Source organism: Pseudomonas sp. MS19 (genome assembly GCF_013277615.1).
GTDB classification, from domain to species: domain Bacteria; phylum Pseudomonadota; class Gammaproteobacteria; order Pseudomonadales; family Pseudomonadaceae; genus Aquipseudomonas; species Aquipseudomonas marincola.
In genome coordinates, this window is the sequence record NZ_VBTO01000009.1 from 135,656 (window position 1) to 151,816 (window position 16,161).

The 16,161-nt window shown below is 57.6% G+C and carries 16 protein-coding genes; 9 read left to right on the forward strand and 7 right to left on the reverse strand.

Annotated features, from left to right (window positions below):
- Positions 1 to 63: 63 nt before the first annotated feature.
- Positions 64 to 798: a two-component system response regulator OmpR gene (gene ompR / locus FEZ62_RS10950; RefSeq protein WP_069902327.1), complete on the forward strand. Its 735-nt coding sequence runs from the start codon at positions 64 to 66 to the stop codon at positions 796 to 798.
- A gap of 93 nt (positions 799 to 891) precedes the next feature.
- Positions 892 to 2,205 carry an ATP-binding protein gene (locus tag FEZ62_RS10955; RefSeq protein ID WP_069902328.1) on the forward strand — a complete coding sequence of 438 codons (1,314 nt, stop codon included), beginning with the start codon at positions 892 to 894 and terminating at the stop codon, positions 2,203 to 2,205.
- A 914-nt stretch (positions 2,206 to 3,119) separates the two neighbouring features.
- Here FEZ62_RS10955 and rimK read toward each other — a convergent pair.
- Entirely contained in the window at positions 3,120 to 4,025 is a 906-nt protein-coding gene (gene rimK / locus FEZ62_RS10960; protein WP_069902329.1) for a 30S ribosomal protein S6--L-glutamate ligase, read from the reverse strand.
- Positions 4,022 to 4,462: an ATP-dependent zinc protease gene (locus FEZ62_RS10965; RefSeq protein ID WP_335724874.1), complete on the reverse strand. Its 441-nt coding sequence runs from the start codon at positions 4,460 to 4,462 to the stop codon at positions 4,022 to 4,024. The genes rimK and FEZ62_RS10965 overlap by 4 nt, the downstream gene beginning before the upstream one ends.
- A 173-nt stretch (positions 4,463 to 4,635) precedes the next feature.
- Between FEZ62_RS10965 and FEZ62_RS10970 the strand changes: the two genes are divergently transcribed.
- The 3 genes from FEZ62_RS10970 to FEZ62_RS10980 all read left to right on the forward strand — a co-directional run bounded on the left by FEZ62_RS10970 (position 4,636) and on the right by FEZ62_RS10980 (position 7,825).
- Positions 4,636 to 5,034, forward strand: coding sequence for a S4 domain-containing protein (locus tag FEZ62_RS10970; RefSeq protein ID WP_172927667.1), 399 nt, complete (start codon positions 4,636 to 4,638; stop codon positions 5,032 to 5,034).
- Positions 5,035 to 5,174: 140 nt separating this feature from the next.
- On the forward strand, positions 5,175 to 6,062 hold the full coding sequence (gene hslO, locus FEZ62_RS10975; RefSeq protein WP_172927668.1) for an Hsp33 family molecular chaperone HslO: 888 nt from the start codon (positions 5,175 to 5,177) through the stop codon (positions 6,060 to 6,062).
- Positions 6,063 to 6,283: 221 nt separating this feature from the next.
- A complete protein-coding gene (locus FEZ62_RS10980) occupies positions 6,284 to 7,825 on the forward strand; it encodes a phosphoenolpyruvate carboxykinase (RefSeq protein WP_172927669.1) in 1,542 nt (513 codons plus the stop codon).
- A gap of 792 nt (positions 7,826 to 8,617) precedes the next feature.
- Here the strand turns inward: FEZ62_RS10980 and FEZ62_RS10985 are convergent.
- Genes FEZ62_RS10985 through FEZ62_RS11000 form a run of 4 tightly spaced genes read right to left on the reverse strand, consistent with a single transcriptional unit; the run spans position 8,618 to position 12,095 of the window.
- Positions 8,618 to 9,238: an ABC-type transport auxiliary lipoprotein family protein gene (locus FEZ62_RS10985; protein ID WP_172927670.1), complete on the reverse strand. Its 621-nt coding sequence runs from the start codon at positions 9,236 to 9,238 to the stop codon at positions 8,618 to 8,620.
- Positions 9,235 to 10,152 carry an MlaD family protein gene (locus FEZ62_RS10990; protein ID WP_172927671.1) on the reverse strand — a complete coding sequence of 306 codons (918 nt, stop codon included), beginning with the start codon at positions 10,150 to 10,152 and terminating at the stop codon, positions 9,235 to 9,237. The genes FEZ62_RS10985 and FEZ62_RS10990 overlap by 4 nt, the downstream gene beginning before the upstream one ends.
- On the reverse strand, positions 10,153 to 10,938 hold the full coding sequence (locus FEZ62_RS10995; protein WP_069902336.1) for an ABC transporter ATP-binding protein: 786 nt from the start codon (positions 10,936 to 10,938) through the stop codon (positions 10,153 to 10,155). It abuts the gene before it with no gap.
- Positions 10,938 to 12,095 carry an ABC transporter permease gene (locus FEZ62_RS11000; RefSeq protein WP_172927672.1) on the reverse strand — a complete coding sequence of 386 codons (1,158 nt, stop codon included), beginning with the start codon at positions 12,093 to 12,095 and terminating at the stop codon, positions 10,938 to 10,940. Before FEZ62_RS11000 ends, FEZ62_RS10995 begins: the two co-directional genes overlap by 1 nt.
- Before the next feature lie 146 nt (positions 12,096 to 12,241).
- Between FEZ62_RS11000 and FEZ62_RS11005 the strand changes: the two genes are divergently transcribed.
- Positions 12,242 to 12,679: a DUF3465 domain-containing protein gene (locus FEZ62_RS11005; RefSeq protein WP_172927673.1), complete on the forward strand. Its 438-nt coding sequence runs from the start codon at positions 12,242 to 12,244 to the stop codon at positions 12,677 to 12,679.
- Between the two features lie 11 nt (positions 12,680 to 12,690).
- Here FEZ62_RS11005 and FEZ62_RS11010 read toward each other — a convergent pair whose 3' ends face one another.
- Positions 12,691 to 12,945 (reverse strand): hypothetical protein, encoded by a 255-nt coding sequence (locus FEZ62_RS11010; RefSeq protein WP_172927674.1) that lies wholly within the window; start codon positions 12,943 to 12,945, stop codon positions 12,691 to 12,693.
- Positions 12,946 to 13,145: 200 nt separating this feature from the next.
- On the opposite strand from FEZ62_RS11010, the gene FEZ62_RS11015 reads away from it, so the two are divergent.
- The 3 genes from FEZ62_RS11015 to FEZ62_RS11025 all read left to right on the forward strand — a co-directional run bounded on the left by FEZ62_RS11015 (position 13,146) and on the right by FEZ62_RS11025 (position 16,119).
- Complete coding sequence (locus FEZ62_RS11015; protein WP_172927675.1) at positions 13,146 to 14,384, forward strand: 3-hydroxyacyl-CoA dehydrogenase; 1,239 nt, start codon at positions 13,146 to 13,148, stop codon at positions 14,382 to 14,384.
- A gap of 101 nt (positions 14,385 to 14,485) precedes the next feature.
- Positions 14,486 to 15,649, forward strand: a complete 1,164-nt coding sequence (locus tag FEZ62_RS11020; RefSeq protein ID WP_172927676.1) for an iron-containing alcohol dehydrogenase — start codon at positions 14,486 to 14,488, stop codon at positions 15,647 to 15,649.
- A 38-nt stretch (positions 15,650 to 15,687) separates the two neighbouring features.
- Complete coding sequence (locus FEZ62_RS11025; protein WP_172927677.1) at positions 15,688 to 16,119, forward strand: thioesterase family protein; 432 nt, start codon at positions 15,688 to 15,690, stop codon at positions 16,117 to 16,119.
- Positions 16,120 to 16,161: the final 42 nt, after the last annotated feature.

Sequence of the window (16,161 nt, forward strand, 5' to 3'; positions counted from 1 at the left end):
TGACCGATTCGAGCCCACAAAGTGCCCTGAGCCTCTGTGGAATCAATACCGAGGAGCTACTTAATGAGCAGCAATGCACTCCCTGTGGAAGGCGAGAAGATTCTTATAGTCGATGACGATGCACGCCTGCGTCGCTTGCTTGAGCGTTTCTTTGAAGAGCAGGGCTTTCGCGTTCGTGCTGTCGAGAATGTTGAGCAAATGGATCGCTTGCTCGCGCGTGAACTGTTTAGTCTGGTCGTGCTCGACCTGATGTTGCCGGGTGAGGATGGTTTGTCTGCATGCCGCCGGCTGCGAGAGTCGAATAACCAGGTACCAATCATCATGCTCACCGCCAAAGGCGATGAAGCCAGCCGTATTCAGGGGCTTGAGATCGGCGCAGATGATTATCTGGCCAAGCCCTTCAACCCGCGTGAACTGATGGCGCGGATCAAAGCTGTATTGCGTCGTCAGGCACCTGTCGTGCCCGGCGCGCCTGGCAGCGAAGAACAGAGCGTGAGCTTTGGCGAGTACGAATTGTCGCTGGCCACTCGCGAACTGAAGAAAGGCGGTGAGGTGCACATGCTCACCACTGGTGAATTTGCTGTACTCAAGGCACTGGTGCAGCACGCACGTGAGCCGCTGACGCGTGACAAGCTGATGAATCTGGCGCGTGGCCGTGAATGGGATGCACTTGAGCGTTCGATTGACGTGCAGATTTCGCGTCTGCGTCGCCTGATCGAGCCGGATCCTTCCAAGCCGCGCTACATCCAGACCGTCTGGGGTGTGGGCTATGTGTTTGTGCCCGACGGCAACAAATAAGCCTAATGTAGGTGGGGCGCGTCTTTGGGCGCGCCCATGAGCTTGCCGAGCCACGCACGGCCCCAACCTGCCTGATCAATACTGTAGTTATTAATGAAAACGCCGGCCTGGTTCCCTCAAAGCTTCTTTAGCCGCACCCTTTTGCTGGTGCTGGTTGTTGTGCTGTTTTCCAAAGCACTGACGCTGGTTTATCTGATGATGCACGAGGACATGCTGGTCGACCGCCAGTACAGCCACGGTGCAGCACTGACCCTGCGCGCGTATTGGGCCGCACGCCCCGAAGACCGCGAGATAATTGCCAAGGCCGCCGACCTCAAGCGTGTGCCTCGTTCGACAGTGCCCTCCAGCGAAGAACACTGGCCCTACAGTGAGATATTCCAACGGCAGATGCAGACCGAGCTAGGCCCGGAAACCGAGGTGCGTGTGCGCGCCAAGAGCCCGCCAGCGCTGTGGGTGCATGCGCCGACACTCGGTGAGGACTGGATTCGCGTGCCGCTGTATCCGCATCCGCTGCGCAGTCAGCAGATCTGGAGCGTGCTGGGCTGGTTTCTCGGGATTGGCTTGCTCTCGACCGCAGCGGCCTGGATCTTTGTGCGCCAACTTAATGCGCCATTAAAACGCCTGGTATTTGCTGCCCGACAGATCGGTGAAGGGCGCAGCGTGCGCTTGCCGATAAGCGATACGCCGAATGAGATGACCGAAGTCTATCGCGCATTCAATCAGATGGCCGAAGATGTCGAGCAGGCCGCCCGCGAGCGCGAATTGATGTTGGCCGGTGTTTCCCATGACCTGCGCACGCCGCTCACACGCCTGCGTCTGGCCCTGGAATTGCTCAACGACGATGCCGAACTGACCGACGACATGGTCCGCGATATAGAGGACATGGACGACATTCTCGATCAGTTCCTGGCGTTTATCCGTGATGGCCGTGATGAGCCGCAAGAAGAAATCGACCTGCCGGATTTGGTGCGCGAAGTGGTGGCACCGTATAACCAGAAGCAAGAAGTTGTGCGCCTGTGCCTCGAGCCTGTTCCGCAAGTATTGCTGCGCCGCGTGTCGATAAAGCGGTTGCTGGTGAACCTGATCGAGAACGGGCTGCGTTACGGCGGGGATGCGGTCGAGGTGGCTGCCTACGTCACGGGTGACAGCCATTCGCCGTATATCGTGCTCAGCGTGCTTGATCGTGGCGTCGGCATCGACCCGACCGAGCTTGCCAGCATCACCAACCCCTTCACCCGTGGCGACCGCGCACGCGGAGGCAAAGGCGCAGGGCTTGGGCTGGCGATCGTAACCCGCATCGCCGCCTTGCATGGCGGCAGTATCGAATTACGCAATCGCTCCGGCGGCGGCTTGGAGGCGAGGGTTTGCTTACCGCTAGGCCTGTTGCTGCCGCGTAACGCGGTTTAATCAGACCGTAAGTTATCGAGTCGGATTACGTCCGGGGATTCGGAGGATGTGGAGGATGTGGAGGATGGATAGCCCCACCGGGGCAATCCGTCATAGCGATCTGTGCAACGCCAAATACCCATCGCGAACGCTTTACGCCGTTCCCCAATCAACCGCCAAACGTGTGTACCTATGAGGCCGTCATGACGGATTAACCTACGGTTTATCCATCCTCCATTTTGCCGCACGGTTTTGATTGGTTTATCGGCAGCGAAACGGTATCGAGCCGAATTACGTCTGGAGGATGGATAGCCCCACCGGGGGCAATCCGTCATAGCGATCTGCGCAACGCCAAATACCCATCGCGAGCGCTTTATGCCGTGTACAAATCAACGGCCAAATCGTGGGCGCCAATGAGGCCGTCATGACGGATTAACCTACGGTTTATCCATCCTCCATTTCATCGCACGGTTTTGATTGGTTTATCGGCAGCGAAACGGTATCGAGCCGAATTACGTCCGGGGGATGGGGAGGATGGATAGCCCCGCCGGGGCAATCCGTCATAGCGATCTGTGCAACGCCAAATACCCACCGCGAACGCTTTACGCCGTTTACCAATCAACCGCCAAACGCGTGTACCAATGAGACCGCCATGACGGATTAACCTGCGGTTTATCCATCCTCCACGGTATCGAGTCGAACCACGTCGGAGGATGGATAGCCCCATCGGGGCAATCCGTCATAGCGATCTGCGCAACGCCAAATACCTATCGCGAACGCTTTATGCCGTGTACAAATCAACGGCCAAATCGTGTGAGCCAATGACGCCGTCATGACGGATTAACCTACGGTTTATCCATCCTCCAGGGGGGATCGCAAGCTTTCGCGACATGGTGTCGCCCCAATTCACCCATCCACCGCACAACACATACTCGTTAACCCTTGCCGCGTGTGCGGGTGAGGTTGGGGCCGCCGTTCTTTTCCAGGTACTGGATGATGATGCTCGCGACATCCTTGTTGGTCGTGGTTTCGATGCCCTCAAGGCCGGGCGATGAATTGACTTCCATCACCAGTGGGCCGTGGTTGGAGCGCAACAGGTCGACACCCGCCACATGCAGGCCCATGACCTTGGCCGCACGAATGGCGGTCATGCGTTCTTCCGGGGTGATCTTGATCAGGCTGGCAGAGCCGCCGCGGTGCAGGTTGGAGCGGAATTCGCCCGGCTTGGCCTGACGCTTCATGGCGGCAATCACTTTCTCGCCGACGACGAAGCAGCGAATGTCTGCACCACCGGCTTCCTTGATGTATTCCTGCACCATGATGTCCTGCTTGAGGCTCATGAATGCTTCGATCACTGATTCGGCAGCCTTTTCCGTTTCGCACAGCACCACGCCGATGCCCTGAGTGCCCTCGAGCACCTTGATCACCAGCGGCGCGCCATTGACCATCTGGATCAGGTCGGGAATGTCATCCGGCGAGTGGGCAAAGCCGGTCACCGGCAGGCCGATGCCACGGCGTGACAGCAGTTGCAGCGAGCGCAATTTGTCGCGCGAACGGGCGATGGCGACCGACTCATTGAGCGGGAACACGCCCATCATTTCAAATTGGCGCAAAACCGCGCAGCCATAGAATGTCACCGAAGCGCCAATCCGCGGGATCACCGCATCAAAGCCTTCCAGCGGACGACCCCGGTAGTGGATTTGCGGCTTGTGGCTGGCGATGTTCATGTAAGCACGCAAGGTGTCGATGACCACCATCTCGTGACCGCGCTCGGTGCCCGCTTCTACCAGGCGACGAGTTGAATACAGGCGCGGATTGCGCGACAGCACAGCGATTTTCATTGAGCACCAGAGGGCGAGGGAAGCGAAGGTTTGTTTTGCACGTAAGTCAGTGCGGGGTTTACTACAAGTTGGCCGGCAATCAGCGCTTTAGAGCCGAGCAGCACGCGATAGCGCATGGTTTTGCGGCAAGCCAGGGTGAATTCTACCGGCCACTGACGGTCGCCGAGTACAAGATTCGTGCGAATCACATACCGGCTTTGCGCCTGACCGTTGGAACTCTTGATACGCTTGACCGAAACCACTGGCGCCTCGCAGCGGTGGCGGCTTTGTACCAGCGTGCCCAAGTGCGCAGTAAAGCGTATCCACTCGGCCCCGTCACGTTGAAACGGCTGAATATCGCTGGCATGCAAGGTCGAGGTGCTCGCGCCGGTATCGATTTTCGCGCGCAGACCAACCATGCCAAGCTCTGGCAGGTTGATCCATTCGCGTAATCCGATCACGCTGAGCTGGTCAAATGTCTTCAAAAGGGTCTGGCCTGGGGTAATTTTGCGGCATTCTAAGGGCGGTTCATGACAACTGCATAAGTATCTGTGCAGTTTCAGCCGGGACCGCTGCCCGGAGTGGCAACGGCACGCGCTATAAATCAGTTTCAATCACTCAAGAGTAGGCAATGAGCGAGAAAGACGACAGCAAAGTACGTTTGGATAAATGGCTATGGGCTGCGCGCTTCTTCAAAACCCGTGCGCTGGCCAAAGCGGCTATCGAAGGTGGCAAGGTGCATTGCCGGGGTGAGCGCTGCAAACCCAGCAAAGAGCCGAAAGTGGGCGACGAGTTGGTCATCCGCAACGGTGACGATGAACGCACCGTGCAGGTTCTGCTGCTCTCGGGTGTTCGCCGTGGTGCACCAGAGGCGCAAACCCTGTATCAGGAAACCGCTGAGAGTGTGGCCAAGCGCGAATTGGCCGTGGCCCAGCGCAAGGCCGGGGCACTTGGCATGCAGACCGATGGGCGTCCGACCAAGAAGCAACGCCGGCAAATTCATCAATTCCGCACCCATCAGGACGATTGATCGACCAGCGGAAAATCCTTTAAAAACCGGCAACTAGACAGCGATAGGCGTTTATATAACGGGCCGATAGATAAGAGGCGCTTGGTCAGACAGGCATTTGCGCCTAAAATCGCTGGCCCGGTTACCCCAGTGAATTAGGCATGTCTGACTTTACCCAACGCTTTCTGTTTGATGACTCCGATGTTCGCGGAGAACTGGTCAGCTTGAATGACAGCTACCAGCATGTGCTCGCTAAGCACGCTTACCCCCAGCCCGTCGCTCAGCTTCTGGGCGAAATGATGGCGGCTGCTTCGCTGCTGATCGGCACGCTCAAGTTTGATGGCTTGCTGATTCTGCAAGCGCGCTCGAGTGGTGCGCTACCGTTGCTGATGGTTGAGTGCTCAAGTGCCGGCGAACTTCGTGGCATCGCGCGCTATCACGAAGAGCAGATCGCGGCCGATGCGGGTTTGCCAGATCTGATGCCTGATGGCGTGCTGGCCATGACGATTGATCCAACCAATGGCCAGCGTTATCAGGGCATTGTCGATTTGGACGGTCAGACCCTCGCCGACTGCCTGACCAACTACTTTGCAACCTCCGAGCAATTACCGACGCGTTTCTGGCTGTGTGCCGATGGCACTCGCGCGCGCGGCCTGCTGTTGCAGCAGTTGCCAGCCGATCGTATTCCTGACGAAGAAGAGCGTCAGGCCAGCTGGGAGCATGTCATCACATTGGCCAGCACCCTGAAGACCGAAGAGCTGCTGGGGCTGGATAACGAGACGCTGCTGCACCGCCTCTATCATGAAGATGCCCTGCGCCTGTTTGATCCGCGCGCGCTGGTATTTCGTTGCAGCTGCTCGCGTGAGCGCTCGGCGAATGCCCTGATCAGCCTGGGCCAGGAAGATGCCGAGAAGCTTTTGCAGGAGCATGGCGGTGAGGTTGTGATCGACTGCCAGTTCTGTAACCAGCGCTATGGTTTCGATGCCGCCGACGTGCAGCAGCTGTTTGCCGGTGGCGGCAGTCAGGCGCCTTCAGCCACGCATCATTAAGGTGTTTTGCTGGATAAAGCCGCCGCCAATTGCAGTGTTGGTGGCCTTATTGGCAGCAAAAACCGATAAAACGGCCGTTAATCGCCAGAATCGATTGATCAGAGGCTGCACTTCTGACATATGTTTCTGGCATAATTCGGCACCTTTTTATGTGTAGTAGTGCTCGTTAAGCTACTACAAAACGTTCGTAAGACTCGGTCTACTGGCCGATGGGGACCCACATGACGCAAGCCAATAACGCTGTGTATACCGACATCAGCGCCGCCCAACTGGTCGAAGAAGCTCTCCGTCGCGGTGAAGGTGAGCTGGCCGCGAACGGCTCACTGGTTGTCCGCACTGGTCATCGCACAGGCCGTTCACCGGTTGACCGTTTCATCGTGCAAGAGCCAGGCAGCGAATCGAAAATCGCCTGGGGCGCGATCAACCGCCCATTCCCGGCTGACAAGTTCGACGCCCTGTGGGATCGCGTTCAAGCGTTCTCCGATGCTCAGGACAGCTTCGTTTCGCACGTTCATGTAGGCTCCTCCGACGCGCATTACCTGGCCGTTAAAATGACCACCCAGACTGCCTGGCAGAACCTGTTCGGTCGTTGCCTGTTCATCAATCCTGAGCAGTACAACCCGGCGGGTCGCGAAGAGTGGCAAGTGCTCAACGTGGCCAACTTCGAGTGCGTGCCTGAGCGTGATGGCACCAACTCCGATGGTTGCGTGATTATTAACTTCGCCGCCAAGAAAGTTCTGATCGCTGGCATGCGTTACGCCGGTGAAATGAAGAAAGCCATGTTCTCGGTGCAGAACTTCCTGCTGCCGGACGCAGACGTTCTGCCGATGCACTGCGCGGCAAACATCGGCGAAGAAGGCGACGTAACTCTGTTCTTCGGCCTTTCTGGCACGGGTAAAACCACGCTGTCGGCTGACGAAAGCCGTTACCTGATCGGTGACGACGAGCACGGCTGGGGTGAAGGCATCGTCTTCAACATCGAAGGCGGCTGCTACGCCAAGTGCATCGACCTGTCGGCCAAGAACGAGCCGGTTATCTGGAAAGCTATCCAGTTTGGCGCCGTTCTCGAAAACGTCGTGCTCGACGAAAACCGCCAGCCGGATTACGCCGACGACAGCCTGACTCAGAACAGCCGTGCAGCCTACCCGCTGACCCACGTTGAAAAGCGTTCCGAGAAGAACCTTGGCGGCGAGCCGAATGCAGTTATCTTCCTGACCTGCGACCTGACCGGCGTTCTGCCGCCAGTCTCGATCCTCAACGAAGAGCAAGCGGCTTACCACTTCCTGTCGGGCTACACCGCACTGGTTGGTTCGACTGAAATGGGTTCTGGCGGCGGCATCAAGTCGACCTTCTCCACTTGCTTCGGTGCGCCATTCTTCCCGCGTCCTGCTGGCGAATACGCAGAACTGCTGATCAAGCGTATCCGCGGCTTCGGCTCCAAGGTCTATCTGGTTAACACTGGCTGGACTGGCGGTGGCTACGGCGTTGGCAAGCGCTTCAACATCCCGACCACCCGTGGTGTTATTGCGGCTATCCAGAGCGGTGCTCTGGTTGGCGTTGAAACCGAGTCCCTGCCGGTTATCAACCTGAGCGTGCCGAAAGAAGTACCGGGCGTTGATACCAACCTGCTGAACCCGCGTAACACCTGGGCTGACCAGAATGCTTACGATGAGGCTGCAAAAGGTCTGGCCAAGCAGTTCGTCGAGAACTTCAAGAAGTTCGACGTCTCTGACGCCATCCGCAACGCTGGCCCGCAACTCTAAGCGCCAGTGGTTGTGAAAAAGCCGCCTTCGGGCGGCTTTTTCGTGGGCGCTGTTTCAGTCGTGCATTGATCAAACCAGCACGGCGTCTGCCTGCACATTGCGCAGGCAAGGCAGCGGGCGTGTTTCAACGTGAATGGGCAGCCGCTAGCGATGCATTTTTGCCGCTGCGGAAACGGAAAAACCGCCCGTAGGCGGTTTTTTTGTGCGTGTTAGACGGTGGTGTAACTCGTAGCTATTCCAGGAATTAACCGTTCAAACTACACCGGTAACGTAGGCACCTTTTTGACTTGCTGTGTAACACCGGCTGAACCGGATGAAGCTGGGGCCGCTCTTCACGGCTATAAGTTTCACATTGTACTGGTTGAACGAATCGCTTTACTCGCTTCAAGCCTGCCGCTAAATCCTTGTACAGTTTCCAGCCTCCACGTGTAGCGCTTCTGGCATCCGCCAGTAGGTTGTGTGTGGCTCGAACGCTGCAAGGAGCTGATCAGCCTTAAACCCGAATACCTCAATGGGTTCAACGCAGTTGATGGTCGACTTACATTTTGCAACTCGATCAAGCATGCACAAGGGCGGTGAGGAAAAAATGTTCCGGTGGACCAGAACCTGAAGGACAGAATCCGCCTGCTGCGCCTAGTGGGTGATCTGAATCGATTCTTGTAACCGACCACTAAAACCAGATAACTGCATACCCTTCTCCTTGAACAATTCCATGACTCAAATGTACTCCATCAACGTGGCATGCGTTAGATGGATTGGGCATGTGCAACAGAACGGGTAGTGCGCATTAGTCTATGGGCGCAATGCCTTGCTCTGGCCCTGCTTGAGGCTCCATGCCATGACTTCCCGCGTTAACTGGTCTGAGGCTTTACCGAACGCGCTGACAACCGCTGGAACCGAGGTGTCTGCTGCATCTTCACGCACCTCAAAGCGTTTTTGCTCGAGGATGGTCTGGCTGTCACGACGCACCAGGCGCACATCCAGAACGACATGTGCTTGCGGTTTGCCAGCGCGATACTCGCTCTGAAATGCACGCAGATCGCTGCTCAGTTGCAGGTCGGTTTGCAGGCGGTTGTCATCGCTGCTCACCGCACGTATGCGGCCATCATCAAGCATCCCGGCAATGATTCGGTCGCGCAGTAACTGCGGTGCACGGTCGCTCCAGCGCGCGCCTTTATAGGCGCTTATTTCATTGCCCTGCGGCAGTACCGCAATGCGCGTGCTGTCGAGCGTCTGCGAACTTTGCGGACGATCAACTTGCAGTGTCCAGGCCGTTTGTCCGGTGCCGGTGTAGCGCTCGAACGGGGCCGCTGGCAGACGATACACATTGAGTGGTTCGCTTTTGGGCAGGATCGAGCAACCGCTGAGCAATGTTGTCAGCAGCAGGGCAATAAAGGCGGGCGTGCGAGTCATGGCTGAAATTCCTTGATGGATTCACTGCGCAGCAAGTAGCCGCCCGGATCCTCTTCCAGTTTGCGGGAGAACGAGCGCAGCACACTGAGGGTTTCACGTAATTCGCTGATGGCCGGGCCTAGCTGGCTGACGCCCTGCATGCCGTTGTTAAGCGCCTGCTGATTGGTTTGAAGCATGGCGGCGATGGTATCGCTGCTCTCTTCCAGCGATGCGGTGATGCGCTCGACGTTGCCGAACACTTCGCGGCCTTGTTCATCCATCAACTGATTGGTGGTGCGCATCAGGTTTACAGCTTCGGCGCTGGCATCGCCAATGTGCTTGAGCGTGATGTTGAGCTGATCGCGCTGATCCGAGATTGAGGTGGTGGCTTGGGCAATATTGTCGAGGGTCTTGCCGACGCGCTCGATGTTGTCGTCCGAGAACAAATGATTCGCCTGCGTAATCAGATGATTGATGTTGAAAACCACATCCTCGCCGTTGGCCAGCAAACTGGCCAGTGGCGAACGGTCTGCCTCAATCGTCGGGATATCGCCGCCTTTGCCAATCAGCAACGGGCTGCTCGGCGTACCGCCGTTGAGCTGTATTACCGCAGTGCCGGTAACGCCGGTCAGTGAGAGCTTGGCGCGGGTGTTCTCTTTAACCGGGGTGTCGCTGGCAACGCGAATCAGGGCGCGTACCTTGCGTGGGTCTTTCGGGTCGAGGCTCAGCTTGAGCACGTCGCCAACGTTGATGCCGCTGTACTGCACCGAGCTGCCTTTGCTCAGCCCGGTAACTGCCTCTTTGAAGATCACTTCATACTCGTGATATTCCTGATCGGCTGAGCTCTTGCTCAGCCACAAGGCGAAGATCAGGGCAGCACCGACGGTGACAAGCGTAAAAAACCCGATGAGTACGTGGTGGGCTCGCGGTTCCATTTATAGGCTCCCAAATGCTTTGCTGGCGGCTTGTTCGGCTGCGCGTCCGCGTGGGCCGTGAAAGTATTCGCGTATCCAGGCATCGTCGGTAGCGGCGACAACTTCCAGGCTGTCAGCCACCAGAACGCGTTTTTGCGATAACACGGCAACGCGATCGCAGATGGTGTAGAGCGTGTCGAGGTCGTGAGTGACCAGAAACACACTCAAACCCAGTGCATTGCGCAGCGTCAGAATCAGTTGATCGAACGCAGCGGCGCCAATCGGGTCGAGTCCGGCAGTAGGTTCATCAAGAAACAGTATGTCCGGTTCCAGCGCCAGTGCACGGGCCAGCGCCACACGTTTAACCATGCCGCCAGACAATTCAGACGGGTACTTCTCACCGGTTATACACGGCAGGCCGACCAGCGCGATTTTGACCCGCGCCAACTTTTCAGCCGAGGCGCGGCTGAGTTTGGTGTGTTCGATTAATGGCAGGGCAATGTTTTCGGTCACCGTGAGCGATGAAAACAATGCGCCGCGCTGATACAGCACCCCAAAGCGGCGCTCGATTGCAGAGCGCTCAGTGGCGTCAAGGCTCAGCAACTCTTTTCCAAATACGTGGATATTCCCCGCAGTTGGCTCGCGCAGGCCGACTATCGAGCGCAGCAATACCGACTTACCGGTGCCTGAGCCGCCAACGACACCGAGCACTTCACCTTTATACAGGTCGAGCTGCAAGCCTTCGTGCACGGTTTGCGTGCCGAAGCGATTACACAGGTCGCGGACTTCAATGATGGCTTCAGTCATTACCAGCCCATCTCTACGCAAAACAGGGCAAATATTGCATCCAAAAGGATCACCACGAAAATCGACTGGACCACGCTTGAGGTTGTGCGCTCACCGACAGATTGCGCGCTGCCGGTAACCTTGAAACCTTCCAGGCAGCCGATGACCGCAATCAGCATGGCAAACACCGGGGCTTTGACCATGCCGACAAAGAAGTGCCGGACCTCGATATTTTCATGCAGCATGGTGACGTAAGTAGTCACCGAGATATTCAGCGCCAGCGAGCAGACCACGGCCCCGCCGACGATGCCGCAGATCATGGCAATAAAGGTCAGAATCGGTAGTGTGATCAGCAGTGCATAAACCCGCGGTAATACCAGCAATTCGATTGGGCTGAGTCCCAGCGTGCGCAGGGCGTCGATCTCTTCGTTGGCCTTCATCGAACCAATTTGTGCGGTGAAGGCGCTGGCCGTTCGGCCCGCAATCAGAATCGCCGTCAGCAGCACACCAAACTCGCGCAAAAACGAGAAGGCCACCAGATTCACCGTGTAAATGCTGGCGCCGAAGTCGGAGAGAATCGTGGCGCCCAGAAACGCCACGACCGCGCCCACCAGAAAGGTGAGCAGAGCCACAATCGGTACCGCGTTGAGGCCGATTTGCTCGATGTTGGCGGTCAGTGAGGTCATGCGCCAGCGCTTGGGCCGGAGCAAAACATGGATCATTGTCGACAACGTCAGGCCAAAAAAGCCAATGAGCTGCACGGCCTTGTTGCCGAAGTCTTCGACGGCAACACCGATATGCGACAAGAACTCTTTCAGCGAGTTGGGTGGCGGCGGTGGTGGTGTCCGGCGTGACTCGGTGATGGCCTTGCCGACGTTTTGCAGGAGGCTGCGCCGCTCCGGCGCCAGATTGGGCGATTCCTGTTCCAGTGCATCCAGACGTTTTTCGCCGAGCAACTCGACCAGCACCGCCGCGCCGGCGGTGTCGAGTTCGCTGAGTGCGCCCAAGTCTACCGGTGCATCGTCCCTGAGCTGATGCTTGAAGGTGTCCACCTGCGCTTCAAGATCGGCGTAATTGGCCAGAGTCCAGTCGCCGCCCACGCACAGTGTTTCGCTGACGTCTGGTGTGGCGTCAGTGCCATCGGTGTTGCGCAGCGTGATGTACGGGTTAGTCGCCATACAGACAGCTTACCTCCCTAATGCCGCATAGGAATAGCTAGCCGAAAATTATGGCTGGTTTGGTTTGAGCGTGCTCGAGTTAAACTGTGGCTATATTTAACTGGGCTTGTGCCCACTCCAGCCGCCATGGAAGCGCCCCTGCCGTTATGAAAAAAATTATCTACCTGATTGCGGCCGCCGCTCTGGCTTTTGTTGTTGCTCAAGAGCAAGGCCTACAAATTCCCGGCCTGAGCAGCGCGCCTACGGGTGGCGAGTCTGCTGTTGCACAGGCTTACGCCGATCAGCGCAGCGATGTTCAGGTGCAAGGTCAGGGGGTTGTGATCAAGGTGCTCAAGGATGACACGCGGGGCTCGCAGCATCAGCGCTTTCTGATGCGTGTGGGCAACAATGGGCCGGTGGTGCTGGTCGCCCATAATATCGATCTGGCGCCGCGCGTCAGCGGTTTGCGCGAGGGCGATACGGTCGGTTTTGCCGGTGAATACGAATGGAACGATAAGGGCGGCGTCATCCACTGGACGCACCGCGACCCTCGCGGACGCCATGAAGACGGCTGGCTGCAGCATATGGGAAAGACCTATCAATAGCTGTATCGCGCCTACTGAATCACCTCGGCACCTCTGATCACCGGGTCGGGCAGGGAAACCGGAGCAGGGGATATCTGCAGATATTTGATGCTTTCGCGTGGAATCATCAACAAGTCACCATCGACCTCAATACTCAGCATCGGGGTTTCCAGTTGTTTGCGCAGGCTGCGGGCGATTACCACCGGATCGTCACTTTGTTGCGGGAAACGAAGCGCCAGACGCTGACCATCCTGGAAATACAGATAAAGATTTTTCAATGGTTTCATGCACAGATTCCTACCACCCGTTGAGTCTTACTTCAGCCTAGCTCGGCCTGCGGCGGGCAGTTGGTTTATTTTTATAAGCCTTGCGTGAGCTTATTCATCCGCTGAATGCGGCTCATCACACGACTAAATTTCTAAAAGTCCGGCGTCTTGCTTATGGTTGGAGGATCTCGAATCACTCTCGCTGAAGATGAGGCCTGTGTATGAGCAATGCGTATAACGTGCAGCAAGCCGCTGTGATTGGTGCCGGAACCATGGGGCGGGGCATCGTCATGAGTTTGGCCAACGCCGGCATCAAGGTCCTGTGGCTGGACAATAATCCGCAGATGCTTGAGCAGGCGCTCGCCGTGGTTGCTCAAACCAACGCGCACAACGTCAAGCTGGGGCGCATCAGTGCCGAGCAGTCTGCTGAGCGCCTGGCTTGCGTCACGCCGGTCAGCGAATATGCGGCACTGGCGGATGTGGATCTGGTGATCGAGGCGGTCTACGAAAACCTCGAACTCAAACAGCAGATCTTCCGCACGCTGGACGCCACGCTAAAGCCGGGCGCGATTCTGGCCAGCAACACTTCGGCACTGGATATCGACGCCATCGCCGGCGCCACCAGCCGCCCGGAATCGGTGTTGGGCCTGCATTTCTTCAGCCCTGCGCACATCATGAAACTACTCGAAATCGTGCGGGGTGCGAAAACATCGCCTGCGGTGCTGGAAGCCACCCTCGCGCTGGGACAGCGCATTGGCAAAGTCAGTGTGGTGGCAGGCAATTGCCATGGTTTTATCGGCAACCGAATGCTCCACACTTATGTCCGCGAGGCGCGGATGATGTTGCTCGAGGGCGCCTGGCCGCATCAGATCGATGCGGCGTTGCAGGGTTTCGGCTTCGCCATGGGCCCGTTTCGGATGTACGACGTGGTCGGTATTGATCTGGAATGGCGGGCACGCGAACTCGCCGGCAAGGGCCAGGATGATCCGGCGGTGCAGGTTGATAATCGTCTGTGTGAACTCGGTCGTTTTGGCCAGAAGGCGCGCATGGGTTACTACCGCTACGCCGAAGGCAGCCGTCAGGCCGAGCATGATCCCGAGGTCGATGCGCTGGTGCAGGAAGTTTCCGAGTCACTGGGTTTCGAGCGCCGCGAGATCGGTGCTGAGGAAATTCTCGAGCGCTGCTTGCTGGCGCTGGTAAATGAGGGCGCGAAAATCCTTGAGGAAGACATCGCCGCCAACAGCCACGACATCGACCTGGTCTATCTCAATGGTTATGGCTTCCCGGCCGAGCGCGGCGGCCCCATGAGCTGGGCAGATGAGCAGGGCGTAGCCGAAATCGAGCAGCGTTTGCAGAGCTTGCAAGCCTGTCTGGGCGATCACTGGAAGCCCGCCCGGCTGATTAGCCAGCTGGCGGCGGCGCAGAAAAAATTCGCCGACGTGCGGCACCGAAAGTTCTGATCTTGGCCCCCGCGTTGGCGCAATTGCCGCGCCGCGTGGGGTGCTCACCTGCTGAACACGCTAGTCTGTTGCCTATAGCCAATAAAAAAGAGGCCTGAGCCATGCAGCCATTCAACTTTGTCACCAGTGCCCGGATTATCTGTGAATCGGGGGCTGCGCGTAATCTGGCGGCGCTGTGCAAAGAGCGTAATGTCGGCCGGGTGTTTATCGTCACCGACCCGGGCATCACCAAACTCGGCTTGCTCGACAGTATCCTGCCCGGATTCGGCGCGGCCGGTGTCGCGGTTGAAGTGTTTGATCAGGTCGTAGCTGATCCGCCGCAAGCTATTGTCGAGCAAGCGATCACTCAGGCCAGAGCGCTTGATGCGCAATTAGTGGTCGGCTTTGGTGGCGGCAGCTCGATGGATGTCGCCAAACTGGTGGCATTGCTTGCCCATCCGCAAAGCACCCAGCGTCTGGATGATATTTTTGGGGTGGATAACGCCAAAGGCCAGCGTCTGCCGCTGATTCAGGTGCCAACCACTGCCGGTACCGGCTCGGAAGTCACCACGGTGGCCATTATTACCACCGGTGAAACCACCAAGATGGGCGTGGTTTCGGCGCTGCTGCTCCCGGATATTGCGCTGCTCGACGCTGAGCTGACCCTCGGCCTGCCGCCGGCGATCACCGCTGCGACGGGCATTGATGCCATGGTTCACGCGATTGAGGCGTACACCAGTAAGCTGAAAAAGAACCCGCTGTCAGACATGCTGGCGCGTGAAGCCTTGCGTCTGCTCGCGGCAAATCTCGATGAAGTGGTGCACAACGGCAGCAATCTCGCCGCCCGCCAGGCCATGTTGCTCGGCGCTAACCTGGCCGGTCAGGCCTTCGCCAATGCGCCTGTGGCGGCGGTGCATGCACTGGCGTACCCGCTGGGCGGCCACTTTCACATCCCGCATGGCCTGAGTAACGCATTGGTGCTGCCGCATGTGCTCGGTTTCAACGCCGCCTCTGCTGCGCTCTTGTATGCAGAGCTGGCGCCGCTGGTGTTGGGCGATCGACTGCGTTCGGCCAGCGTGATGGACCAGACTGAGCAGTTCATTCTCGAGTTGGCAGATTTGAACGAGCGTTGCGGCCTGCCGACGCGGCTGCGCGAAGCCGGAGTGCCGCAAGACATGCTTCCGCGCTTGGCAGCCGATGCGATGTTGCAGCAGCGTTTGCTGGTGAATAACCCGCGCGAGATGACCGAACAGCACGCGCTGGCCATTTACCAGTCGGCTTATTGAGCCGAGTTTGTCGCCCTTCACAACCACGGAAACAGTTCATGAGCCAGACGCAACATTTACGTGATGACTACAAACGTTTTCAGGCGATAACCACGCGTTGGCACGATAACGACATCTACGGCCATGTGAATAACGTGACCTATTACAGCTACTTCGACAGCGCCGTGAACAGCTACCTGATCGAAGTGGGCGGCTTGGATATTCATGGCGGGGATGTAGTTGGGTTCGTGGTCAGTTCAAGCTGCGATTACTTCGCCTCCATCGCCTTTCCTGAGCGCATAGAATTGGGCTTGCGCGTTGGCAAGCTGGGCAACAGTTCAGTGCAGTACGAGTTGGCGGTATTCAAGGAAGGCGAAGAACAAGCCTGCGCAGCGGGGCGCTTTATTCACGTGTTCGTGGACCGCGAAAGCAATCGCCCGGTGCCAATCCCAGCAGATTTGCGGGCAGCCCTTGAGGCGATATTGGTTTAGACCATGACCAATCGCATTTACAGGTGATGAAACCTGCGGAGG